This is a genomic window from Phyllobacterium sp. P30BS-XVII (assembly GCF_014138335.1).
In the GTDB taxonomy this organism is placed as follows: domain Bacteria; phylum Pseudomonadota; class Alphaproteobacteria; order Rhizobiales; family Rhizobiaceae; genus Phyllobacterium; species Phyllobacterium meliloti.
The window spans coordinates 231,979-255,193 of sequence record NZ_JACGXO010000007.1 but is presented as its reverse complement, the minus strand read 5'-3'; the positions used below and the strand labels follow the sequence as shown (position 1 = coordinate 255,193).

Here is a 23,215-nt window from a genome sequence, read left to right as displayed (position 1 = left end):
TCTTTGCTCCGGACTTTCTTCCGGTATCGTGAGAGCATTCAATATCTTCAGATCACTCGCATTGATGCTAATCAAAGAACACGAAATTCCATCTGTTTGATCCATCGCAATGTGCAGGAGGAGATTGAAAGCTATCCCGGTGTTCACAAATTCCACAAGCGTATCGGGAGCCATTCGATGTTCTTCAAAACCTTGCTCAGTGTCGTTGGTATCGATCAACCAAACGATGATGTTCTCACAGCTATCGGGTTATGCTCGGAGCTGAATGCCCAACTTGCGGTGATGGTCATCGCTATGGCGGAGCTTCCACCGATTGGTGATTATCCCATCGGTACTGCCGATGTCTGGCTAAAACAGCGCCAGCAAGATCAGGACAATCTCGTAAAACGTGTTGATGAAATTGAGACATTGGTACAGGACGCTGAAATTTCGGCGGCAGTGACGGATGAATATCCTGAGCCTGCACGCGCTCGTCATCTGATAGGCAGGCGCGCCCGATATGCCGATGTTACGCTTATCGGCCCAGACCTTCTGGGTAACGTCGGCCTGAAAAAGAAAGCCATTGATGGTGCTCTCTTTGAGTCAGGGCGACCAGTCTTACTTATCCCGCGCAACAGCAAACCAACCCTAAAGCCAAAGCGTGTTTTGCTCGCTTGGGATTCTGGTGTGGAATGCGCGCGTGCCGCTCGTGAAGCACTCGATTTCATGGCATCCGCAGATGAAGTTCACGTGACCATGATTGACCCGGATACGAGCTCGATAGCCAATGGCGCCGAGCCCGGTGCCGACATTGCGGCTTACCTTGCTCATCATGGCGTAAAGATCATCGTTGATCGACTACCAAGTGGCGGAGATCCTATAGCGACCGTTCTTCGGCAACATGCCACAGATATTGCCGCCGACCTTATTGTTATGGGCGGATATGGGCATTCACGTGTGCGCGAACTGATATTTGGCGGAGTTACCAAGTCAATGATCGATGATTCCGAATTACCGATTCTGATGGCTCGCTGATCTCGCAGTTGCACAACAGCAGTATTTAACTATCCAAAAATGGGAGTTTGAGTCCATGATTATCCGGGAAATGAACCAGTACGAGATTATGGAGCTGTTGGAGAAGACAGCAAAAGTTGGACGTCTTGGGTGCTCGCACGAAGGTCAACCTTACGTTGTTCCATTGAATTTCGTGTATCGGCTGGGATTCCTTTATGCCTTCACTACCTTTGGAAAAAAGATAGAGTGGATGCGCGATAATCCAAAAGTTTGCGTCGAGTTCGATCACATATACGCGACCAATGATTGGCAGAGCGTAGTCATCACAGGGCGTTATGAAGAGCTGACGCAGGCCCCTGAACATATGGAGGCGCGAAATCAAGCCTTTAGTCTGTTGAGCAAGCGCGCAGAATGGTGGCAACCCGCTTATGTAAATACGGTAATCCGGGATCACTCACGTGCGTTGGAGCCAATTTATTTCCGGATACTGGTTGAAGAGAAAACGGGTCATAGGGCCGTAAAGTCAGTCTAACTTTTCAAAACATTGAATGAGCTATTCCATATAGCGAACTAGCACTAGAATTGGCCTTCGTGCTCCGCCATGGTTAGTGTCTGGTCGAACCTGGCCATGGGTGAGCCGCATTTACCATTTCAAAGATGGCCGGAGGATGCGATTTCGCAGGGTCGTTGCTTGGGCTTTTAGAAATTCCAGTACTGTGAACTACACTCATTGCCTGCTCGACATTCCTCAGCCGTTGTCGCTTGTGGCATTTCACGTTCGACGGAATATCCACCCCAGACCTATCGCTATTGCTGTTAGAATAAGAAAGATGATGATGTAAGGCCATATGGGCGTGAGATAAGGCTTTTGGTCTTCTTTGGAGTTGTGTTCATCATTATTCATATTGCGTCAACCCTCGAAAAATCAATGCGGCCTGAACGTTAATCTTTGAACCGATCGCCGATGTTGTTGTCCAATGGCAGGCGTTGTTTGTGGTCGCAGAATTCTATCGCCAAGTGTATTTCATCCGAATTTTCAGATCGTCAAGAACAGGCACGATCGCCAACGCCAGAAGGATGACGGCAAGAGCGAGCGATGCAATGAATCCGAGATGCTTGAAGCCAATTGCGCCAGCAATGCCTCCGATAAAAAACAATGCAACAAGTGAAGCTAGTAGTTTGAGCTTTTTACGGTCAGCTTTGACCATTGGCTTGCCAGGGTCATGTCGGGCAGTATTCCAATAGAAAAGTTTTCCGAGCTCAATGCCCATGTCTGTGACGAGACCAGTGATGTGGGTTGTCCGGATTCTAGCGCCCGATAATTTCGTGATGATGGCGTTCTGCAGACCCATGATGAAGCAAAGCAGCATGACTGTTGCCGGCACGAACAGCCATTCACGCTGTTCCAGATTGCGACCGAGCAGCCCAAAGCAGATCAGCAGTATGGCTTCAACCATAAGCGGCAGAGCGTATTCGCTCTGGAGCCTTTTCCGCCGCGCCCAATTGACCAGCATGGCTGAGCAGGCGGCTCCGGCGACAAAGGAAAGAAAGGCAGCAAGGCCAGCAAGCACCAGACTTGTCTCACCGAGCACTAGATTGTCGGCCATGGCAGAGACAATACCTGACATGTGAGAGGTGTATTGATGAACGGCCAGAAAGCCTCCGGCATTTGCAGCTCCAGCCACAAAGGTCAGGAACCGGGCGAGATGCCGGTCGGTCTTGTCAAACCGTTCTCTCCCGGTGATCTTGCGCAAATAGGGGATCATCAATCGACAGCGACAGGCATTGAGTTGCACGGGTATGTTGTGAAAGTCCTGCCGCTGCACGGCGGTGCATCCCACAGCATCTGCATTTAGTTGAACTTTTGCGACGGTTGACGGTACCTTACGCCTCTGCCACCCGTTTCGCTGCGCGCATGTTCGCCAATCAGCTCAATACCTGCGCGATCAAGGGCATTGACGACCTTCATCAGGCTGTCGACAATGCCGCGCACATCGCCTTCACTGGCTTCCATCCGTTGAATGGTCGGCAGGGAAACTCCCGACATTTCCGCGAGGGCTTTCTGATCGATACCGAGAAGCGCCCGCGCTGCCCGCATTTGGTTTGCAGTGATCACAATCATATCCACTTTTATCATTGAGTAGTTAGCTGCATCACTTTATCACTGATGTATAGAACATCAATATGAAGCGATAAAATATGCACACCCTCTTGGCAGGAATGAAAGTGGGCGTTATTCTCATCTCTATGACTCAACGTTACAAACCACAGCAAGATCTTAACGATACCTGGACGGTCATCGACGCGCGCACGGCACGGGCGGCCGAGATGGGCAGCCGTACCATTATTGGCATGAACCGGCAGGATGCCGAGGAACTGGCCGAGCTTTTGAATAAACTGGAAGCGCAAAAGCCGGTAACCCAGCCTGATCAGGGCTGACGCCATTTCGACGCTGGACCCAATTTGCTTCTTTAATGAAACGCGAACAACGGGATTTCGATGAAACCGCAAAAGAAACCGTTTGTCGTTGAAATCAAGCAGAGCCGTCGGGGGCAGAAATCGCCCGTTGCATCGATCTGGGGTGATATTGACATGGCCACCTATGGTCTTTCCGAGGACAATCCGGCGTGCGCATCTGATATTTCCACCCGCATCAATGCAGCGGTCGCGACTGAAGGGGATGAACATGGCGATCAATGAAACGTCGGTCGAGGTCAAAACCTCCGTGGGCATCGTTGTGGCTACGGGCCTCCATTACGCGCAAGTCAAAGACCGCGGCGTAAGGCACGAACTCGTTGGGCCGTTTAGAACCCGTGAACAAGCGCAGGCGGAAGTCGTAAAATGGGTTGACCGCTTCAGAGTGGAACTGGAACCACAATCCTGTTGATCGCAATCGGCCGATGCGCGTCCCCGCTCGACTTTTGCTGCGTGTAAAAATCAGACAAGGGTGTGTTCAATGAGCGATCTGAGGCTTACGCCGCTTTGATGCGCTTGCTCATATTGATACCGGTCGTGCGGAATCCTCCAGCCTGATAGATGTGATGAGCCCGCATATTGTCCGCGGCGACGCGCAGTCGGATCTGCTCAAATCCTTCGCTGGCAAGCGCACTTTCCAGAGCCAGCAATGCTTGCTTGCCATAGCCGTTACCCTGGCAGGCGGAAAGAATATGAAAGTCACTCATGAACGCTGTTCTGGAATCCGTATCGGAGCGGTACCAAAGATAGCCGATGGTTTCGGCATTTTCTTTTTCGCTATCCGTTATGCAGAGCAAGACCTGTCCGGATGTATCTGGACCATTGGGCAGGTCCTCCGCAATTTCGCGTTTCGCCTGCACTACTGCTTCTGGACTGGACAGGCCGTAGTTTGCCGATATCTCGGCAGCATAGTCAGGGATGAAATAATCGAGATAGCTTGAAAATTCGTTCTGGCGCATGGGCCTGAAACCAATCATCGGCGGTATTCCTTTTGGGGCATCTGTATCATCTGGATGCGACATCATCATTTGGATTTTGCCGAGCGGTCGATCTGCCCTTCGGCGGCATTGTGCTTGTATTGGAGCGCAATCAGAATGCCCTTCATTGTGCGCAGCGCCGTCAGGCACAGGATGAGCGCAAGAGGTATCCACAGAATGAAATGCAGCCACAAGGGCGGGGCAAGTGTCACCTCTGTCCAAAGGGCGAGGCCAACAACAATGAAACCGACAAGCAGCATCACCAGAACTGCGGGTCCTTCGCCTGTGTCGACAAAGGAATAATCCAGGCCACAATTCGCGCAATGCTTGGGCAGTTTAATGAAGCCGTCAAACATTTTGCCCTGTCCGCAGCGTGGACAGCGGCCCTTGATCCCCGCGGAGACGGGATCAACTGGCGGATAGAGCGCTTTGTCTTCACTCATGATTTGTCCTTGCTGTTTCTCAAACGGCACCGAGGTTTTTGCACCTACGCTACACCTATGCGGTTTATCCCGGATGGAAATTGATGTTTGCTAGTTGCAGCATATATAGGAACGTTTTATAGTCAATAAGTGATGTTTTATACATCATAATTGATTCCAGGTGCTGAGATTAGTTTGTTTGAATGAATTGCCGTATGCGCGGGGTCTCCGGCCGAGGCCGGTCGATGGCGAGATTATTGAGGTTGACGGCATAATGATCCGGCTGGCGAAGTTTCATTCCGAATTTGGCAAAATCGAAGTATTGCGAGCCAAGAACACCGGCTCGGTTATTTACCGCCAAGGCGGCTTCTACCAATCCGAAAGCGATATAAACGGGGTAAGCGTCGCCCCCTATATTCACGCAATTTTTGGCCTTCTTGCTCAAGCACGGGCCAGGGATGTCCTGATGATCGGCTGTGGCGGTGGCAGCCTGGGTACGATGCTCGACAAGACGGGTGTTCGGGTGACGATCGTGGACATCAATCCCACCGCCTTCTTCATCGCCCGGAAATATTTCAACTTACCGCGCAACATAGAATGTTACGTCGCGGATGGTCTGAACTTTCTGCATGCCGTTCGCCATCGCTACGATGCGATCATTTTGGATGCCTATGCGGGAGGGGATATCCCCGATCATCTATGCACCGAAACTTTTTTTGAACTCGCGCATGCACGTCTTGATGAAACCAACGGTTGTTTGATCAGCAATATCTGGGCGCACGATGATCGCGACCTGTTTCCCAAACGGATGGCGGAAAAACTTAGCAATTTCTGGGCGGACGTGCGTCTTCTGGATACCCCTGGCCTGTGGGATCGTAACACCCTGCTCGTGGCCGGGCAGGTTGAGCATTTCGACGAGCCAACGCTTTTAATGCCGCCAACAGAGGCGGCGGATGATGTTGCACGTGACCTTGAGCGTTTCAGGTTTATCCCTTGGCAGCAACCTGAACAGTTGGTGTAGAAGTCTTCGGGTGGTTTCAACCGTCAACACAACATCGGCTGCAAAACTTGTTGCCTTATGGGGCAAATGTTCTTGCAGCATTGTGTTTTTCATAAAGATCAGAATAGCGGGCACGCTCTGACGCGGATGGACCTCGTCCTCGAATGGGCATGGGATATTGCTGCCTGTAGTGTATCAGCCATTCCGATTGCTCCCTGTTCAAGCCGAGGAAGACTTCATTGCCTTGACCGTCGCCGACCAGGGCTCGCATCTTATACTTAACGGCCCTGACCTCGTCCGTTAAGGGGAGGAAGTTGGTTATGCTGTCCATCTCTCATCATCCACCTGGGCATTGCCCTTCCAACCAGACCTGCAGGTCCGCCTATGCCTTCTTGACAAATTCCGTTTTCAGCACAAGCCCCTTGACCTGTTTCGTGTTGCACTCGATCTCGCCTTCCCGACCATTTAGCCTGATGTTCTTGACGAGCGTTCCGCGCTTAATCGTCTCTGATGTGCCCTTGACCTTCAGATCTTTAATCAGGGTTACGGAATCTCCGTCCTGAAGCTCGGTGCCGTTGCTGTCTCTGATAATCTCGTCTGGCATGGGATTCCGTTCTTTCACATTGCTAGTAGGCCGTGAGTTTCGCGGCGGCGAATATCTGGTCGCGTTGCATAGCTGTTATAAGTCATGTCGGTCAATGTCCGGACAGGGAGGCGCATCCGGAATACCAAGCCGTCCGGAGCAACCGGATTGGGCCAGCTAGATCCGCAGGATGAAGAATACCAGTATGGCTATTGGGGTTACGATACCTAATGCGAGAAGGGTATCATATCCGATACGTTCCCAATCCGGATGGCGTTCATGTTTGTCATGGTAAACCATATTCAATCCTCCCATCATCCCGGGATAACCCTATACCGGTCCTGTCAGAAAATAGTCATCGATCATGTCCTGGAGCGATCTCTTTTCGTCGCATTGTTGCCGATAATAGCAGCGACTTTGCATCCCCGATTGTTGCAGCATAGGCAACATGGGGTGGATGTACGCCGTGAGCACGCAACATACGCCGGACAGCCGGCGAAGCGCCGGTGATATAGAATTTGACGCCAGCGCGCGCTGCCTTGCGGGCAGAGGCCTCGATGACATTAGCTGCGGTGGAGTCAAGCAAAGGTACCGCTGTACAGTCCAAAATGAAATTATGCCGTTGATCGGCGATGCGATCAAGGATTGTGCCGACGGTTGAAGCCGCACCGAAGAAGAAAGCGCCAGTCAAGCGATAGATAACCGTTTCGGGATCGGTGCTGGCTATTGCATTGTAATCGCCTCGATCGCCATTGGTAGCATCAGCCATATCATCGACAGCAAAAGGTTCATGGACTTCCAGTGCGACATTCTTCGCCATGCGGTCGATGAATAGAATTGCACCGAGCGCAAAGCCAACGACAATTCCCTCGGTAAGATCGCGGAAGATAACCAGCCCGAATGTAACAAGAAGCACCAAGGCATCGCCGCGTGATGAACGAATGAGCGCGCGGAATGCCTCCTTCTCGATCATGTTATAGGAAACGACAGCGAGAACGCCCGCAAGGGCAGCGAGGGGAATATAGCTTGCAAGTGGTGCTGCGATGAGCATGAAGACCAATAGAAAGGCTGAATGCAGTATGCCGGAGATGGGACTGTAAGCCCCTGCTCGAACATTGGTCGCCGTCCGGGCAATGGTGCCGGTGACACAGAAACCACCGAAGAGCGCCGATCCGATATTGGCAAAACCCTGAGCGACCAGTTCGCAGTTCGAGCGATGTCGTCGGCCGGTCATTCCATCTGCCACAACAGCCGACAGCAAGGATTCTATTGCGCCGAGCAGTGCGAAGCTGATGGCATCCGGGACCACAGCAATCGCAAGTTCCGGTGTGAACACGGGAAGAGCAGGTATGGGTAAGGTGCGCGGTATACCGCCAAAGCGTGTGCCGAGCGTTTCAACGGGAAGGCCGATGAACGCCACTGCCAGCGAGGCAAGGCAGACAGCGATAAGCAGTCCTGGCCATGACGGTCGCCAGCGTTTGAGCGAGACGATGGTTGCTATGGTCAGCAGAGAAATCGTGACGGCGGCAGGATTGACGCTTCCTGCAGCTTTACCAAGCGCCATGATTTTCGGCAGAAGATCCCCTGGTTCCTTGTCCGCAAGATCAAGACCAAACAATTCCTTCAATTGGCTGGCAAAAATAATGACGGCAATCCCGGCGGTAAAGCCGACGGTGACCGGGTAGGGGATGAACTTGATGTAGGTTCCAAGCCTGAGATAACCGGTGATGATGAGGAAGACGCCAGCCATCATCGTTGCGAGGATCAAACCGTCGATACCGTGACGGCCCACTGTTGCTGCGACGAGGACAATGAAGGCACCGGCTGGTCCACCGATCTGGAAGCGGCTGCCACCCAATGCCGATACAATAACGCCGCCGACGATTGCCGTGAACAGTCCCTTATCGGGCGTCACACCAGACGCAATGGCAATTGCCATCGATAACGGCAAGGCAACGATTGCAACCGTGAGCCCGGCCATCAGATCAGCTTGAAATTTGCTGCGATTATAGCCTTCCCGCAAAACCGTTATCAGCTTTGGCGTGAAAAGCTCGGCAAAGCTTGGTGCTGCCTGCTGTGGTTGCAACCGGTGGGCTGTATCCAATTCAAACCCCTCTCAGATGAGAGCGGCGGGATCGTCGGCATCCAACGTCGGCGGTCGCCGTCGCGACAACGACGATACGCTGATCGTCTGAACACGAGTATACAGCCTCTGGGTTTAATGAATAGTGGGAGCCTCACGGTGTTGCTGTTGAATTTCTCTACTGATTGCCTCGAACTGCGGCTTGAGTGAGGGCGCTAGGTCGAAGGCATCATATCGATCATCTCGATGCCGGCTAGGGTGCCGCACGCAATGGGACAATCCCGGGCGGTTCCATTGAAAATGGCGTCCTTCGCCTTGAAAAGCTGGAGGCTGATGTACCTGAGGGTGCTGAGGATATGGTGCTTGATCTCTACAAACGAATGCCCGGGATCAAGATCACTGAATTGTTGCTTGAGGTCGATGCGATGATCGGCTTCTCGGAAGCTTTCACCCATTTGCGGGCTGGGGCGCCATGCACCGACTGGATCGGGCTAATGAACGTCCTTTTGGCTGAAGGTATCAACTTGGGTTTGCGCAAAATGGCCGATGCTACTCTTACGCATGGTTTCTGAGAATTGATGCGTATTGCACGACGGCATGTTGCGGTCGGGATTGCAGCGCGCGACTTGGAATGGTTGGAGGTTGTCAGACGTGCTCTCAACGGTCGTAATTTTGGAGCCAATCGTCCAATGACAAATTTGAATCTGTAGGACTTGATCGATTCAAATTTTCGATGGGAATGCCGTGCTGCGAGGCAACTAGCGGCAAGTCATACCGAACATTTCAGGCCCACAGATAATCACGTACAGCGGATGAATTTTATTTCACGGAAGACGTGGGTGGGCGGGAGGTTCAAAGAACCACTGACGGAGTGCGCAAGCTAACATTCCACCGAGGCCGAAGCAGATTATTGTTTGCGATAAACACAGGTCCCAATTCGAAAACGATACGAGCCAGTAGAAGGTGCCAAATGCGATCGCGATGCCTGACACTAGACCAATCCGGTGATCAGTAAGCGGGTCCCGACGAATGGCGACGAACATACCACCCATCGTCATTCCGGCTAGTGAGACCATGAAACTCACATAGGTTTCAATTAATTTTCCAAGATATGCACCTGAAATCTGGAAGATTATTGTTTCCAGAATCACGCAGGTACTTAACAAGCCTAATGAACCAGCCAATATGGTCTTGCCCTTAAACCTCATTGCTGAATATCGAAATAACATAAGCATGAAAACACCTCAGCCAAACGGTTGAAATCCGCTGCGGTGAAACGGCTAAGTTTACGGTCCCATCGCCTCATCGTTTTCCGGGTGTACGACCTCAAGTCTACTTGAGGTCAAGTCTTGTTCTGCTGAAGCGGGAGCGTTGCTTTCGCATTGAACCAAGCCAATGGATCGTAGGTTATTATTCATGGGCAGAAAGCGGGGCAGGTGCGGGTATGCTCCCCATTTACAAAGGAAGCATCGGATCGCAGTTTGTACGAACTGGAATATTCATCTCAGAGCTTTTTTGGTTCATTTATTCGACTGGCCTTTGGTCCTATTGGCTTCAGCCAAGATACTTTCTGCTTGCTTGACACGCGCCAGTGTTGCCTTTGCCTCGCCCAAAAATATCTTGCCAGCTTTTGTCAGCGCAATTCCACGACGATGCCGATCAAACAACTGCACACCATATTGTTGTTCAAGTTTTCTGATTGCTGCACTCACGGTCGAGGCAGAAAGACCTATCGAAGATGCAGCCATCGTCAGATGCTCGCGTTCGGCAACGGCCACGAATGCTGCAAGTTGTTCAAGCGTCATGTCTGGACATAATCCCCGGCAATTTAGCGTCTTTCATTCAATGGTTCCAGCCTCTGGCACATCATGCCGGACCGAGATGTTGGACCAGGTGAGCGCGGAGGCAGTCATAACCTGCTATCAATCGCTCTGCGAAACATCATACCAGATGAATTGCCCATCCAGTTTTGAGAAGCTGCTGTAAAGCAATTAAAGCCCAGCGAAACGGCTCCGAAATGCAGCTATTTTTGCTTGTTGAACTTTGCGTCCAACCGCTTGGACCAATGGTCGAAACTGTTGGTGAGCAAAAGAAGATCATTTTGCAATTCGAGCTTTAACAGCTCCCAGTCGATTCCTCTGGAGCCGGCAAGTTTCGCTTTTAATTTTGATTGTAACACTTGGTACTTTTCATTGAAGCTGTCGTACTTCGACGCTTCTCCAAAGTTGAGTTCTGCTGAGCTGAAAGCATTTCGTTTGGATATCAGCCTCTGTTCAAGACGCTCGAGCTTTGAGAGCATCTCAGTGATTAGTCCATCCTGCATATCTTCCTCCAAAGTTATGCTGCATCGTGTCGTACTCTGGCTGGTTTCTTGCCATTACCAACGAATGCGGACCGATCCTGCTCTGCCGAATGGGTAGTGCGGCGAATTTGCAAAAGATCCTTTCGCGAAACCAAACCAAGAATTTTACGGCTGCCTCTTTCAATGACAGGAACGCGGCCGACATCGTTCAACACCATTTTGTCGGCAAGGCGCGCAACGATTTCATCGGGATATCCGACCAGAATGGCGCTGTCTGACTGAAGCTCGAACAATGTTTGGTCAACATGCTTGCCTTCGCTAGTCCACTTGAGAACGTCGGCACGCGATACAATGCCAACAAGTGCACCGTTCGCGTCAGCCAGGGGGTAGGATTTGTGTCGATGATCGTCTGATTGAAAGAAATTGACTGCCTCATCGACGGACAAGGATGCTGGAAGTGTGTCAGCTGGTGAAACCATTACCTCAGAGACCCGCAGAAGCTCAAAAGGATCGACGCTGTACTCACGGATGATGTGTTGGCCCCTACGAGCGATTTTTTCCGTCAAGATGGACCGTTTGAGTAGAAGCACAGTGACCGTGTAGGCCGACGCCGTTGCAATCAGCAAGGGTACAAGCATTTCGATATTACCGGTCAACTCCACTGCGAAAAGAATGCCGGTCAAAGGTGAACGCATGGTGCCGCCCATCATGGCCGCCATACCAAGAAGCGCCCAGCAACCTCCTGCACCGGGAAGATAATGGCCTTCCAGTGAGCCCACCGCGCCGCCCATGATCAATAGTGGGGCGAGAACGCCGCCAGATGTTCCCGACGCCAGAGCAATGATCCAGATGATCGCTTTTACAGCGACCAGTAGCCAAACAGAATTTGCGTCCATATCATTGGCGAGGAGACTGCGGATAACATCATAACCAACGCCCATGGCACGTGGTTCGATCATACCACCAAGCCCTATGGCCAACCCTCCCAGTGCGGGCCACCACATCCAATGAATGGGCAGACGTGCGAAAATGTCTTCAACTTTGTAGAGGAGACCGGTCAGAACACCCGATACCAGCCCGACCGATACCCCAACCCCCACACAGGCAACGAGAAGGGCGGGGGAGAGATCAAGGGAGGAAGGTAGTGGAAACAATGGGCCATGCCCGAATAATAATGGCCGCCAGGCAATTGCGATAACGCAGGCCACAATGACAGGTATCAGGCTCCTTGGCTTCCATTCAAACAATAACAATTCAACAGCAAGCAATACCGCAGCGACGGGGGTCCCGAAAATCGCAGTCATTCCTGCAGCAGCGCCGGCAACCAGCAATGTTTTTCTTTCTGCGGCACTGAAACGAAAACACTGGGCAATGAGGGAACCAATTGCGCCACCGGTCATGATGATAGGGCCTTCTGCTCCGAATGGCCCGCCCGAACCAATGGAAATAGCTGATGATAATGGCTTGAGAATTGCCACTTTAAGATGGAGTCTGCTGCCGCCAATCAGAATAGCTTCAATCGCCTCGGGAATACCATGACCGCGAATTTTCTCTGACCCAAAACGCGCCATCAACCCGATGATGAGCCCACCGACGACCGGAATGATCAGCGTCATTATGCTCGGTTGGATCAATGCAAGCGATGTATCCTCGATACTGATCCGATGAAACCAGAGTAAATTGGTTACAAGTGCAATGAGCCGTATCAGTAGCCATGCCGCCCCGACACTTCCCGTTCCGACAATCAGTGCCATGAGGATCAGAATAAAAACGCGGCGGTCGGTAGAAAAATCACCTGGTACCGGTGCAGATTGAGCACCGTGAGCGATGTTGGGCATGGGTGTTAGTGCTTTCATGTTCTGATAAGTATGAGTATGACTCAATATATCGTGACACGATATAATACAAGGATTTTTCAATGTCGGATGATGTGACACAACGACGGCCACAGCTTGATGATGACGACTACGCAGCGCTGGCGCAGTTTCGGAAATCAATCAGAGAGTTTCTGAGCTTCAGCGAGGAGGCAGCGAAGAGATCAGGTGTAACACCGCAACAGCATCAGGCAATTCTCGCTATCCGCGGCACATCTGATGAGAAGGGGTTTTCAGTGGGCGATTTGGCCGCCCACTTGATGATTCAGCATCACAGCGCCGTTGAACTGGCCAATCGTCTTGCATCTGCATATCTGGTGGAAAAAACGGTGGATTCTGGAGATCGGCGCCGAATTAATCTCAATTTGACCCATCGAGCCCATGAGTTGCTTGAAGAACTCTCCTGGGCACATGTTTCCGAATTGAAACGTCGAGGGCCAGAACTTGCCACTGCGTTGAACAAACTGAACCCTGAAAACAGATAATTTTACCGGAACCACTAGGGCGATACTACCGGTGTTTAATTGGGATTGTGGGCATTTGAGCTATTATTCAAGTGCCGGAAAATCACTTGTTTGTGGTATCTATAGAATAGCTTATCCCGCGTGGCATTCCTGGCCACATCTGATCCGACAATGGTCCCGAATTCATCGCAAAGGCCTTGAGAGAGTGGATTGCTGCCGTCGGTGCACAGACCTTACATCATGCCGGGCAGCCCGTGGGACAACGGCTATTGTGAGAGTTTCAATTCAAAGCTCCGGAATGAACTGCTTAACGGAGAAATCTTCTACACACTAAGGGAGGCACAAATCGTCATGGAGAAGTGCGACGGTATTACAATACCATTTGACCGCACTCATCCTTGGGTTATAGATCACCTGCACCCGAAGCTATTGTCTGGCCATCTCAAAATGGGCCAGCTTCAACGTCAGTGATAGCAATCAAACCAAGTCTACACAAAAATTGAACCCGGATTGCTTCGTAGGTGCAGGCCAATCATGCTGTGCGGCTATTTCAAGGCCAGTATGAAATGAGGAGCCTATTCTACAATTTGCCCTGATCGCTTTCGCCGGCGACCAGCTCCATAGGCCAGATAAGTTCCACTTTCTCATGCGGGTAGTGATCCTCAAAGGCTGGCATGGTTGAAAGCAAGGATTCGGCCAATTTGATACCGAGATCGCGCAGGGAAATTCTGAAACAGGTCAGCGTGGGCGAAAGAAACCGGCTCTGTGTGCTTTCCCGGAAACCTATCACGGCAATGTCACGGCCTGGACGGATATCTGACTCGTAGAAGCGCCTGTACAAGCCGAGGGCCATATTTTCATTGACCAGTACAATGGCTGTTGGTGTTGGCTTTTGGGCAAGGACGGCGCTGGCAATCTGATAGCCGCCTTCTTCATTTGCATAGGACCGGAATACATAATCCGGATTGAAGGCAATCCCTTTATTGGCGAGCGCACGTTTATATCCGTCGAGAAAAACGTAGCCGAGGTTGATGTCGCTGGCTGGTACTGCGATGGCGATACGGCTATGGCCCAATCCGACAAGCCGGTTGACCGCAGTTGCCGCAACACCCTCAAAATCAAGATCAATCCACGGATAGTCGCCAGCCGTCTCGCTACGGCCAAGAGCAATGAAGGGAATTTTGCGTTCCAGCAGAAAATCAATGCGTGGATCGTGTCGTGTCGTTGCCGAAATAATCAGCCCATCGACAAAACGGCGTGCAACCACGCGATTGAGATATTCGGCTGGCTCTTCGTCGGTGCCGCATAGAAGGGCGACAAGATCGAGATGATGGCGCCGGAACACGGATTGCACGCCTTCGAAGACTGGCATGAAAAAGCCACCGCCGGTGTCAACCGTCTCAATGGTCGACTCGATCATGAAGCCGATCGTGTTGGTGGTGCCCTGCCGAAGACTGCGACCTGATTGGTTGGGCACGTAGCCGAGACGTTTGGCCGCTTCGAGTACGCGTTCGCGCGTTTCCTGATTGACGTCAGTCTTCCCATTAAGGGCACGGGAAACCGTTCCGATCGAAATATCAAGATGGCGGGCAAGGTCCCGAATGCTCACGCGTTTTCTCCCTGTGCGACTCGACACTTACTCCCATTCGTTCTTAAAACATTGAAAGGGGGATTGACAAAAATAATTTGCCGATATGAAATCGTAAACGTTTACGGAAGCCATTTGCAACCGATTTAAGCGGTTTCTGGTGAATTTCGTTGGGAGGAGAGGAAATGCAGCGTGCCGTTTTAGTCGGCTGCGGAGCCATGAGCAAAGCATGGTTTGAGGCAGCCCGTACCATTGGCGAAATCGACATCGTTGGCGTTGTCGATCTGGCAAAGGAACGTGCAGAGGCACGCATTACGGAATTCGGCCTTACTTCGGCCATCGCAGCCGATAATCTTTCAGACATTCTCTCAAAGACCAGTCCCGATATCCTGTTCGATATCGTCGTTCCTGCGGCCCGTCATGCGACTGTTGCTGCGGGGCTTGCAGCCGGTTGCCATGTGCTTTCGGAAAAGCCGATGGCAGAAACAATGGATGAGGCGAGGGATCTTGTCGGGCGTGCCAAAGCCGCAGGGCGTATCCATGCGGTTGTGCAGAACAGACGCTATCTCGCCCAGATCCGGCGTATTCGTCAGCTTGTCGCGTCTGGTGCCATTGGCGATGTAACCAGTCTGCATTGTGACTTCTTTCTCGGTCCGCATTTTGGCGGATTTCGTGAAGATATGCGCCATGTGCTGTTTCTGGACATGGCTATTCATACGTTCGATGCTGCGCGCTTTCTCGCCGGGGAAGCTGCCAATGCCGTTTATGCCCGGGAATGGGAGCCCGGCAATTCCTGGTACAGCCAGGGCTCTTCGGCCGCCGCGATCTTCGAATTCTCAAATGGTGCGATTTTCACCTATCGCGGCAGCTGGTGTGCTGACGGTATGCGTACAAGCTGGGAAAGTGCATGGCGCATTGTCGGCAGCAAAGGAACGATTGTCTGGGACGGACATGATGACATACAGGCCGAAGCCGTCACCTCCGGCAAAGATGGCCTGTTCTCCGGGGTGACCGCCGTCGAGATACCTCCCCTTGATGCGTCCCACCGCATTGGCGGTCACCTCGGAGTGATGCAGGATTTTATTGCTGCTACCCGCGGCGGCTCCGCACCGGAGACTGCTGGAAACGAGAATATAAAGAGCCTCGCCATGGTGTTTGGTGCAATTCAAAGCGCCGAAACTGGCCGGCGCATTGAAATTACGATCTGAAGGAATTCGAGATGAGCAACCCGGCAAAATCGATCCGCATCGGCACCATGATCCGAGCCAATGCCCCGGATCCGGCCACCTATGTCAAAAATCTCCAGCCGCATGGCTTTGAGAGTATCGAGCCGTTCTTCTGGCAGGTAATGAACAAGGATTTGCCAACGCTGGCGTCCCAGTTGAAAGATGCGATCGGCGACGCCGACATCACGATCTCGACCCTCGGCATGTTTGGCAATCCGTTGGAAGATACCGAAATCGATCGCGAGACATTGAAGGGCTGGGAAGCATTGATCGACAATGCGCATCTCTTTGGCGCGACGACCATTGCCGGTTTCACTGGCCGTATTCGCGGCAAGCGGATTGAAGACAGTTTGCCCCAGTTCAAAAAGGTCTGGAGTGAGCTTTCCCGGCGAGCGGCCGATAAGGGCGTCAAGCTGGCCTTTGAGAACTGTGCCATGGATGGCAACTGGGCGACCGGTGACTGGAATATTGCCCACACACCCGATGCCTGGGAAATGATGTTCAACGAGGTTCCGGCTGACAATCTCGGGCTTGAATGGGAACCCTGCCACCAGATGGTTTATCTCATTGATCCACTGCCGCAGATCCGTAAATGGGCGCCGAAGATTTTCCACGTCCATGGCAAGGACGCGACGATCCGCTGGGAAGTCATTCGTGAGCACGGCGTCTTCGGCAAGGAGAAGTTCGTCTTCATGCGCTCGCCGGGATTTGGCGATACCAATTGGACAGACGTCATATCGGAACTGCGTCTCACCGGCTGGTCTGGATCCATCGATATCGAAGGTTGGCACGACCCCGTCTATCGCGATGATCTTGAGATGACCGGGCAGGTGCATTCCCTCAATTATCTGAAGCAAAGCCGTGGCGGCGATTTCGTCGCCAATCCCTGATTTCCCCTGGTGGGCCCGCATCCGGACGGGAGTTCCGGCGATGATGGAGATTCAAACCGACCACGCAATATGCGCCGCCAAGAAGCGCACTGCCGGTGTCGAGCAACACGAGGAGGAAGCCTATGAAACGCATTTCGCATTGGATTGCCGCCGCTACGCTGATGCTGTCTGGCGCTGCGGCTCACGCCGAGCCGGTAACGCTTGATATCTGGACCATCGACCGGCCTGATCAGTATATTTATCTTCTAAAGGATGAATTCGAACAGGCGCACCCTGATATCAAGCTGAATGTTAAAACCGTTCAGTTTCGCGATATGGTGAACGACCTTGCACGTGCCACAGCGACAGGTGAATCGCCTGATGTCACCTATATCGACAATCCTGAGGTGGCCCTCTTTGCCTCGCGTGGTTTGCTCCTTGATCTTTCGCCGATGCTGGCGGAATCAAAGGTCATCAAGAAGGAGGATGTTTTCCCCGGTCCGCTTTCATCAGTGACATGGGATGGCAAGATTTACGGCGTTCCGCGCGGCGCCAACACGCTGGCACTCTACTACAATGCGGATATGTTCAAGGCGAAGGGCCTTGATCCTGAAAACCCACCCAAGACGTGGGATGAGCTTTACGCTGCGGCCAAGAAACTGAACGATCCGGCAAAGAACATTTATGGAATGGCGTTCTCGGCTGTTGCAACAGAGGAGGGTACGTTCCAGTTTCTGCCATGGTTGCAGATGGCGGGCGGCGACTACAACAAGGTCGACACGGCAGGCGGCGTGAAAGTTCTTGAGTTCTGGAGCAAGTTAATCGACGAAAAGCTTGCTTCGCCCGATACCCTCATCCGTGGTCAGTATGACTCAACCGGTACGTTCAATGCTGGCAATGCCGGCATGGCTATCTCGGGACCTTGGGAATTACCGCGCATGACTAAGGAAGCGAAGTTCGACTTCCGCGCTGCACTTCTGCCCATCCCGCAAGAAGGTGCGACACGCGCTTCTGCTCTTGGTGAGGGTGATAACGTTATTCTTGCCACGAGCAAGCACCCGAAAGAAGCCTTTATCCTGCTCGAATTTCTCTATGGCAAAATGCCTGATGTCTGGAACCGGTTTGGTTTTCTTCCAGCATCCAAGATCCAGTCCAACAATCCCAAAATACCGGCCATTTATGCTGTCTTTGAAGAGAGCATGAAATATGCGCGCAATCGCGGCCCGCATCCGGAATGGCCCAAAATCTCCAAAGCTATCTACACCGCCATTCAGTCGGCGCTGACACATAAGAGCGATCCAAAAACGGCTCTGGCAACAGCGCAGAAGCAGATCGACGTGGTTCTGAAAAAGTAGATGGCACGTTGCCCTCGCTTTCTGTTGGCGAGGGCAACCAACAACCACATGGCGCGGGAGGGCACTATGCAGGGCATTATCAGGACCATCAGGGATGGAAGAGGCTTTGATATTCTGCTGCTCGGACTGGCCCTGCTTTATCTCATTGCGTTTTCCGCATTTCCAATCGTCTACAACATCATCATGTCGTTGCAGACGGTAGACATGTTCACAATCACATCATTCAACCGCCCCTTTATCGGCTTGCAGAATTATTACGATGTGCTGTCACAACCGATTGCTATGGCTGTGTTTTGGAACACGGTTAAATTCGTGGTTCTATCGATTGTCTTTCAATTGTCGATCGGCTTTGGGCTGGCATTGTTCTTCCAGCAGGACTTTCCCGGCGCCACCTATCTGCGCGGCCTGTTTCTGGCAGGCTGGATTATGCCTGCGCTTGTGGTGGGCGCGATCTGGAAGTGGCTGTTTGCCGGGGATTTCGGGGTCATCAATTACGTATTGATGTCACTTGGTATTGCCGACGAGCGCGTCTTCTGGTTGTCAGATCCGAGTGTTGCGCTCTATGCGGTGATCATTGCCAATGTGTGGCTCGGTATCCCCTTCAACATGATCCTGCTTTCCGTGGGGCTCGCAAGCATCCCGCGTGATGTTTATGAGGCGGCGGAACTTGACGGCGCTGGGCCCTTCGAACGCTTCTGGTCAATCACGCTGCCACTCATGCGTGCCCAACTCGGCGCCGTCATTTCGCTGGGGGTAATCTTCACCCTGCAGCAATTTGATCTCATCGCCGCTCTGACCCAAGGTGGGCCGGCCGATAGTTCGAACGTCGCGCAATACTGGTCATGGCAATTGTCCTTCCAGACTTATGAAATATCGCTGGGGAGCGCGGTTTCGGTCATGATGATCCTCTTCGTGATCATTGTTGCCGCCGTCTATGTCCGTTCCACCCGTCATGAACACAGCTATTGAGGAGAGAGTCGGTGAAACGTTACATTCTCCTCGCGATTGGCCTTGTGTTTACGGCGGTCTATCTCTTTCCGCTGTACTGGATGTATCTCACGGCCTTCAAAGGCAGCTCGGAGATTTTTCAGTATCCGCCAACATTCTGGCCAACTGATCCGCAATGGAGTTTTGTCGGTGTGTGGCAGAGCCGCGGCATGGGTCGGTATATCTGGAATTCGCTGCTGATTGCGGTTGGCGTTACCATTCTCGTCACATTCATGGGAACGGGATGCGCCTATGTCCTCTCCCGCGTGCGTAATATCTGGATGGATATGGCTCTTTTTGCCATCCTCATGATGCAGGTACTGCCTTCATCACTGATGGTGACGCCGATCTTTGTCATGTTCAATCAAGTCGGTCTTCTGGCAAGCCCGCGCGTCGCGGTCATTCTGGCGCAAACCGCCAAAATGCTGCCGCTCTATATTGTCCTGTGCCGGGCCACCTTTGTGCAGGTACCGCGCGAGTTGGAGGATGCAGCGCTTGTCGATGGTTCATCGCGCATCGGGGCGTTCTTCAACATCATGCTGCCTCTGGCGCGTAACGGTATCCTTGTCACATCAGTGCTGATCTTCCTGCAATCCTTCGGCGAGTATGTTTATGCCCGGTCGTTGATTGCAAAGAATGAATTGCAGGTAGCAACGGTCGGCTTGCAAACATTCATGGGGCCAGATGCCAGCGACTGGAACGGGATCATGACCTATGCGGCGATCTACGTAACGCCCATCCTTTTCGTATTCATGCTGCTGCAACGGCGCATCGTCAGCGGACTTACCGCTGGCGCGCTGAAATGAGGTGAACCATGCTTCAGATCGAAATCGACCACCTGAACAAGCATTATGGCGGATTTCATGCGCTCAAAGATATCAACATTGCTATCGAGCAGGGCGCGTTTGTCGCGCTGGTGGGGCCCTCGGGCTGCGGCAAATCCACTTTGCTGCGCACCCTTGCCGGGCTTGAGAAGACAAGTTCGGGAGATTTGCGCATTGCCGGAGAAAGCGTGGTCAACAAACCGCCGCGCGAGCGGGACGTGGCTATGGTCTTCCAGTCCTATGCGCTCTATCCGCATATGGATGTCGAGCATAATATGAACTATTCGATGCGCCTGAAGCGACGTCCCAAACAGGAGATCGCAGACAGAACACGCGTCGCGGCGGAAACACTTGGTCTCGGTGCGCTGCTTGACCGGTTGCCAAAAGCCCTCTCCGGTGGTCAGCGCCAGCGTGTTGCCATGGGCCGTGCTATCGTCCGCAATCCAAAAGTATTTCTCTTTGATGAGCCTCTGTCCAACCTTGACGCAGCACTGCGGGTTCATATGCGCAGCGAGATCCGCAAGTTGCATGAACGTTTGAAAGCAACGTCGGTGTATGTGACGCACGATCAGGTCGAAGCCATGACGATGGCCGACCATATTGTGGTTATGCGTGCCGGAGTGATCGAACAGCAGGGCAGCCCACTCGAACTCTACGACCGCCCTACAAACAAGTTCGTCGCTGGCTTCATCGGTTCACCCGCGATGAATTTTGTGCCAGTCACCGTCAGTCCTGAGGGGGGCAGACTTGTACTTGAGAAGGACCCGAGCCAATCGTTGCCGCTTGGCCGGAAGCTGGTTCCCGATGCGCGGTTGCTGGCCGGTTTGCGTCCCGAGCATCTTGCATTTTTGGGCGGCCCGGGAGATCTCGCGATCAAGGTTATCGTGGAAGCCGTCGAATCCACTGGCAGCATGACATTTGTCACCGCATCCGTTGCATCGCAGCAGGTCGTTGCCGCCCATAGTGGTCGGCCCGGTGTCGGGAGAGACAGCGAGATCATCCTCTATATCTCGCCAAACAATGTTCATCTGTTCGACGCTGAAACGGAACGTGCCATTCGTTGATAATCTGGAGTGCGCAAGACAGCTGATTACCGTGGGCGGGCATCTTGCTGCCATTTTTGTTAAGGCAAAAGCTTTTCCAACTCAGGCGCGTGGCCATCATCGGAGGGGGCCTCATTGGCCGCTCTGTCGCGTACCATCTAGGCCGTACACGGGTAGATTCAAAGTACGTGTAAAAAGTTGTCACAAGGTCAACTCGAATGGCAAATTCTTGGGGACGAGCGGTTCTGGCAAATAATTCATGTCGAGCTCCTACTTTCCGAACCGCCGGATATGCTTTCGGGTGTATGGGCTGAGCGCTGCGGCATATTCCGGCGTGACGCGATGGCGATCCGCATCCATGCTTGCCAACACTTCTGTTTGATCAGGTACATTTGAAAGCATGATCGCGTTGGCGACAAGACTGGCGTATTTTGGGGCGGCGACAAGAACTGCTCCAAATCGGTCAATAAACGTTACTACGCCGCGATTCGAACCGTATACATCTGGCGCTAGAAACATTTAGAATGTTGGTGAACCATAGCAGGAGACTTCATCAATGCCTCTCGAATGCATCAATCCCAAGGATCTGCCTACCCCGCAAACGTACACTCAGGTCGTCGTTGCGAGGGGAAGCAAGATGGTATTCGTCTCGGGCCAGGAGCCTGAAGACATACATGGCAATCTTGTAGGCGCTGGTGATTTCGCAACTCAAGCGCACCAGGTATTTGCCAATCTCGGCCGTGCACTTGATGCTGCCGATGCGCGGCCGGCGCAGGTCACCAAGATTACAATCTACGTTGCCAACTACGAACGCGACAAGTGTTTGCCGATTATTGAACAGGCCCGAATAGCGTTGTTCGGAAATCACAAGCCAGCAGACGTGGTGCTTGGCGTAGCAAGCCTGTCCCCCAGCTATCTGATTGAAGTTGACGCGATCGCCATAATTGATTGACCGTACCGAAACAACAATTGAGCATCCGTCGCGGAGAGATGGCTCGGAAAAAGCGGAGAGGCGGTACAAGTGGAATTTCTGGCTGGGTTTCGTTTAGATGCTGGGAACAAGAGATGGCTGTATCGCAAAGTTTTCGGTGGGACAAAAGGCTGTCTTCAATTTCCTTCAGCTAACGACGAGACTTTGACACAAATGCGTAGAGATGAAAACTTTGCGACGCACCCCTTCAATGTTTGGGAATGCCACGGGCTCACAATCTTCGTGGTAATCGGAGTTGTATTTTTCTCTCTGCCAGCAATCGCAATACTGCTTGGGCTCTATTCAATTTTTCGAGGCACTTCAATCAATGGTATCGGTACGTCTTGCGAGCTTGGGGTGGGGCCCATTGGATAATCTAAAACATCACATCACAGAATTCACCACGCTGTAGCGTGGCTTGCTTGAAGCTTTCGTAGACAGCTTTCCTAACGCCGAGGATTTTAAATATCTTCTGAATTTTCCCCGATTTGGCGAGCTGACGGCGAAAGGCGAGACGTGGAGATTTAACAAACATGGAATTGGATTGCGCTTCATACGTCAGGGACCGAAGCCAAAAATAGTCATTGAAATGCACGACAATTTCGGCAACTCCGCCTACGTGGATGAATGGCGCTTCTGCGAATATCTCGACTCTGTTTCTATTGAGTACGTGAGGGATGATATAACTTTGTATATGGAAGAGCATTGTTGCGCTGAATGACGACTTGTCGTTAATCCTCCCGGGCAGTGCAGATCCGGACATTGAGATTCAGATCAAGAGTTTGATGAAGAACCAACAACGTCCAAAAGTAAGGGACGCTGTCAGAGGGGGCATTCATCCGCTTCTGCCATTGCGAGAACCAATTGAAATTACAGATATCTTAGGGTTTGACGAACAGTGCCGAACGCCGACGAACTGACTGCCACCTTCGGGTAGCACTGATGGATGTAGTAGTGGAGTATTGCGCAGAATTGATACCAATAGTGCTTCGAACCGCTGGTTGGTAGCCCATCGATCTAAGGCCAATTGCTCAAACCTGTGAGCTAACGGTACGTCATCGCTGATTACATCTCGTGTTTCATAAAGGCCAATTGACAATTTTTAAAAATTTGCCCTCCTTGTCGTGTCTCAAACTTCAATCGGAGAGAGACGACAATGCGCAAAACCTTCTAGGGGTAG

24 protein-coding genes and 4 pseudogenes are annotated in these 23,215 nt (G+C 52.2%); 17 read left to right on the top strand and 11 right to left on the bottom strand.

What is annotated here, in order from left to right; translation table 11 throughout:
* Nucleotides 1-177: 177 nt before the first annotated feature.
* Both FHW17_RS19685 and FHW17_RS19680 read left to right on the top strand, forming a co-directional pair.
* Nucleotides 178-1,014: a universal stress protein gene (locus FHW17_RS19685; protein WP_113095740.1), complete on the top strand. Its 837-nt coding sequence runs from the start codon at nucleotides 178-180 to the stop codon at nucleotides 1,012-1,014.
* Nucleotides 1,015-1,069: 55 nt separating this feature from the next.
* On the top strand, nucleotides 1,070-1,525 hold the full coding sequence (locus tag FHW17_RS19680) for a pyridoxamine 5'-phosphate oxidase family protein (protein ID WP_113095739.1): 456 nt from the start codon (nucleotides 1,070-1,072) through the stop codon (nucleotides 1,523-1,525).
* A 493-nt stretch (nucleotides 1,526-2,018) separates the two neighbouring features.
* Here the strand turns inward: FHW17_RS19680 and FHW17_RS19675 are convergent.
* Both FHW17_RS19675 and FHW17_RS19670 read right to left on the bottom strand, forming a co-directional pair.
* A pseudogene (locus tag FHW17_RS19675) lies at nucleotides 2,019-2,762 on the bottom strand (YoaK family protein); the annotation flags it as partial.
* 83 nt (nucleotides 2,763-2,845) lie between these two features.
* Complete coding sequence (locus FHW17_RS19670; protein ID WP_113095787.1) at nucleotides 2,846-3,109, bottom strand: helix-turn-helix transcriptional regulator; 264 nt, start codon at nucleotides 3,107-3,109, stop codon at nucleotides 2,846-2,848.
* A 110-nt stretch (nucleotides 3,110-3,219) separates the two neighbouring features.
* Between FHW17_RS19670 and FHW17_RS19665 the strand changes: the two genes are divergently transcribed.
* Genes FHW17_RS19665 through FHW17_RS19655 form a run of 3 tightly spaced genes read left to right on the top strand, consistent with a single transcriptional unit; the run spans nucleotide 3,220 to nucleotide 3,880 of the window.
* A complete protein-coding gene (locus FHW17_RS19665; RefSeq protein ID WP_162730184.1) occupies nucleotides 3,220-3,432 on the top strand; it encodes a hypothetical protein in 213 nt (70 codons plus the stop codon).
* 60 nt (nucleotides 3,433-3,492) lie between these two features.
* Nucleotides 3,493-3,693, top strand: coding sequence for a hypothetical protein (locus tag FHW17_RS19660; RefSeq protein ID WP_113095736.1), 201 nt, complete (start codon nucleotides 3,493-3,495; stop codon nucleotides 3,691-3,693).
* Nucleotides 3,680-3,880 (top strand): hypothetical protein, encoded by a 201-nt coding sequence (locus tag FHW17_RS19655; protein WP_113095735.1) that lies wholly within the window; start codon nucleotides 3,680-3,682, stop codon nucleotides 3,878-3,880. The genes FHW17_RS19660 and FHW17_RS19655 overlap by 14 nt, the downstream gene beginning before the upstream one ends.
* Before the next feature lie 85 nt (nucleotides 3,881-3,965).
* On the opposite strand, the gene FHW17_RS19650 is transcribed toward FHW17_RS19655, so the two are convergent.
* Nucleotides 3,966-4,445, bottom strand: a complete 480-nt coding sequence (locus tag FHW17_RS19650) for a GNAT family N-acetyltransferase (protein ID WP_113095786.1) — start codon at nucleotides 4,443-4,445, stop codon at nucleotides 3,966-3,968.
* Nucleotides 4,446-4,492: 47 nt separating this feature from the next.
* Entirely contained in the window at nucleotides 4,493-4,888 is a 396-nt protein-coding gene (locus FHW17_RS19645) for a DUF983 domain-containing protein (protein ID WP_113095734.1), read from the bottom strand.
* Nucleotides 4,889-5,141: 253 nt separating this feature from the next.
* Between FHW17_RS19645 and FHW17_RS19640 the strand changes: the two genes are divergently transcribed.
* Nucleotides 5,142-5,888, top strand: a complete 747-nt coding sequence (locus tag FHW17_RS19640) for a fused MFS/spermidine synthase (protein ID WP_162730183.1) — start codon at nucleotides 5,142-5,144, stop codon at nucleotides 5,886-5,888.
* A gap of 361 nt (nucleotides 5,889-6,249) precedes the next feature.
* Here FHW17_RS19640 and FHW17_RS19635 read toward each other — a convergent pair whose 3' ends face one another.
* The gene (locus FHW17_RS19635; protein ID WP_113095731.1) at nucleotides 6,250-6,471 is read right to left on the bottom strand and encodes an alkylphosphonate utilization protein; all 222 of its coding nucleotides are present in this window, start codon (nucleotides 6,469-6,471) and stop codon (nucleotides 6,250-6,252) included.
* 334 nt (nucleotides 6,472-6,805) lie between these two features.
* Nucleotides 6,806-8,554 (bottom strand): SulP family inorganic anion transporter, encoded by a 1,749-nt coding sequence (locus FHW17_RS19630; RefSeq protein WP_246706923.1) that lies wholly within the window; start codon nucleotides 8,552-8,554, stop codon nucleotides 6,806-6,808.
* Nucleotides 8,555-8,793: 239 nt separating this feature from the next.
* On the opposite strand from FHW17_RS19630, the pseudogene FHW17_RS19625 reads away from it, so the two are divergent.
* Nucleotides 8,794-9,102, top strand: a pseudogene (locus tag FHW17_RS19625) (Tn3 family transposase); the annotation flags it as partial.
* A 963-nt stretch (nucleotides 9,103-10,065) separates the two neighbouring features.
* On the opposite strand, the pseudogene FHW17_RS19620 reads toward FHW17_RS19625, so the two are convergent.
* The 3 genes and pseudogenes from FHW17_RS19620 to FHW17_RS19610 form a co-directional block, all read right to left on the bottom strand.
* Nucleotides 10,066-10,338: pseudogene (locus FHW17_RS19620) on the bottom strand (LysR family transcriptional regulator); the annotation flags it as partial.
* Nucleotides 10,339-10,556: 218 nt separating this feature from the next.
* The gene (locus FHW17_RS19615) at nucleotides 10,557-10,856 is read right to left on the bottom strand and encodes a hypothetical protein (RefSeq protein ID WP_113095728.1); all 300 of its coding nucleotides are present in this window, start codon (nucleotides 10,854-10,856) and stop codon (nucleotides 10,557-10,559) included.
* A gap of 14 nt (nucleotides 10,857-10,870) precedes the next feature.
* Nucleotides 10,871-12,673: a chloride channel protein gene (locus FHW17_RS19610; protein WP_113095727.1), complete on the bottom strand. Its 1,803-nt coding sequence runs from the start codon at nucleotides 12,671-12,673 to the stop codon at nucleotides 10,871-10,873.
* 80 nt (nucleotides 12,674-12,753) lie between these two features.
* Between FHW17_RS19610 and FHW17_RS19605 the strand changes: the two genes are divergently transcribed.
* A complete protein-coding gene (locus tag FHW17_RS19605; RefSeq protein WP_113095726.1) occupies nucleotides 12,754-13,194 on the top strand; it encodes a helix-turn-helix domain-containing protein in 441 nt (146 codons plus the stop codon).
* Between the two features lie 113 nt (nucleotides 13,195-13,307).
* A pseudogene (locus tag FHW17_RS19600) lies at nucleotides 13,308-13,676 on the top strand (integrase core domain-containing protein); the annotation flags it as partial.
* 77 nt (nucleotides 13,677-13,753) lie between these two features.
* Here FHW17_RS19600 and FHW17_RS19595 read toward each other — a convergent pair.
* Complete coding sequence (locus FHW17_RS19595) at nucleotides 13,754-14,782, bottom strand: LacI family DNA-binding transcriptional regulator (protein WP_091886457.1); 1,029 nt, start codon at nucleotides 14,780-14,782, stop codon at nucleotides 13,754-13,756.
* 164 nt (nucleotides 14,783-14,946) lie between these two features.
* Between FHW17_RS19595 and FHW17_RS19590 the strand changes: the two genes are divergently transcribed.
* From FHW17_RS19590 to ugpC, 6 genes are all read left to right on the top strand, one after another.
* The gene (locus FHW17_RS19590) at nucleotides 14,947-15,969 is read left to right on the top strand and encodes a Gfo/Idh/MocA family oxidoreductase (RefSeq protein WP_113095725.1); all 1,023 of its coding nucleotides are present in this window, start codon (nucleotides 14,947-14,949) and stop codon (nucleotides 15,967-15,969) included.
* Between the two features lie 11 nt (nucleotides 15,970-15,980).
* Nucleotides 15,981-16,877, top strand: a complete 897-nt coding sequence (locus tag FHW17_RS19585) for a sugar phosphate isomerase/epimerase (protein WP_113095724.1) — start codon at nucleotides 15,981-15,983, stop codon at nucleotides 16,875-16,877.
* 122 nt (nucleotides 16,878-16,999) lie between these two features.
* Nucleotides 17,000-18,211, top strand: coding sequence for a sugar ABC transporter substrate-binding protein (locus tag FHW17_RS19580; RefSeq protein ID WP_113095723.1), 1,212 nt, complete (start codon nucleotides 17,000-17,002; stop codon nucleotides 18,209-18,211).
* 66 nt (nucleotides 18,212-18,277) lie between these two features.
* The gene (locus tag FHW17_RS19575) at nucleotides 18,278-19,180 is read left to right on the top strand and encodes a sugar ABC transporter permease (protein WP_113095722.1); all 903 of its coding nucleotides are present in this window, start codon (nucleotides 18,278-18,280) and stop codon (nucleotides 19,178-19,180) included.
* Between the two features lie 11 nt (nucleotides 19,181-19,191).
* Nucleotides 19,192-20,004, top strand: coding sequence for a carbohydrate ABC transporter permease (locus FHW17_RS19570; protein WP_227988549.1), 813 nt, complete (start codon nucleotides 19,192-19,194; stop codon nucleotides 20,002-20,004).
* A gap of 8 nt (nucleotides 20,005-20,012) precedes the next feature.
* Nucleotides 20,013-21,086: a sn-glycerol-3-phosphate ABC transporter ATP-binding protein UgpC gene (gene ugpC / locus FHW17_RS19565; protein ID WP_113095721.1), complete on the top strand. Its 1,074-nt coding sequence runs from the start codon at nucleotides 20,013-20,015 to the stop codon at nucleotides 21,084-21,086.
* Nucleotides 21,087-21,335: 249 nt separating this feature from the next.
* On the opposite strand, the gene FHW17_RS25390 is transcribed toward ugpC, so the two are convergent.
* Entirely contained in the window at nucleotides 21,336-21,584 is a 249-nt protein-coding gene (locus FHW17_RS25390) for a Tn3 family transposase (protein WP_113095720.1), read from the bottom strand.
* Nucleotides 21,585-21,621: 37 nt separating this feature from the next.
* Between FHW17_RS25390 and FHW17_RS19555 the strand changes: the two genes are divergently transcribed.
* Both FHW17_RS19555 and FHW17_RS19550 read left to right on the top strand, forming a co-directional pair.
* Nucleotides 21,622-22,017: a RidA family protein gene (locus tag FHW17_RS19555; protein WP_113095719.1), complete on the top strand. Its 396-nt coding sequence runs from the start codon at nucleotides 21,622-21,624 to the stop codon at nucleotides 22,015-22,017.
* A 436-nt stretch (nucleotides 22,018-22,453) separates the two neighbouring features.
* Nucleotides 22,454-22,756, top strand: coding sequence for a hypothetical protein (locus tag FHW17_RS19550; protein WP_162730182.1), 303 nt, complete (start codon nucleotides 22,454-22,456; stop codon nucleotides 22,754-22,756).
* The last annotated feature ends 459 nt before the right edge of the window (nucleotides 22,757-23,215 follow it).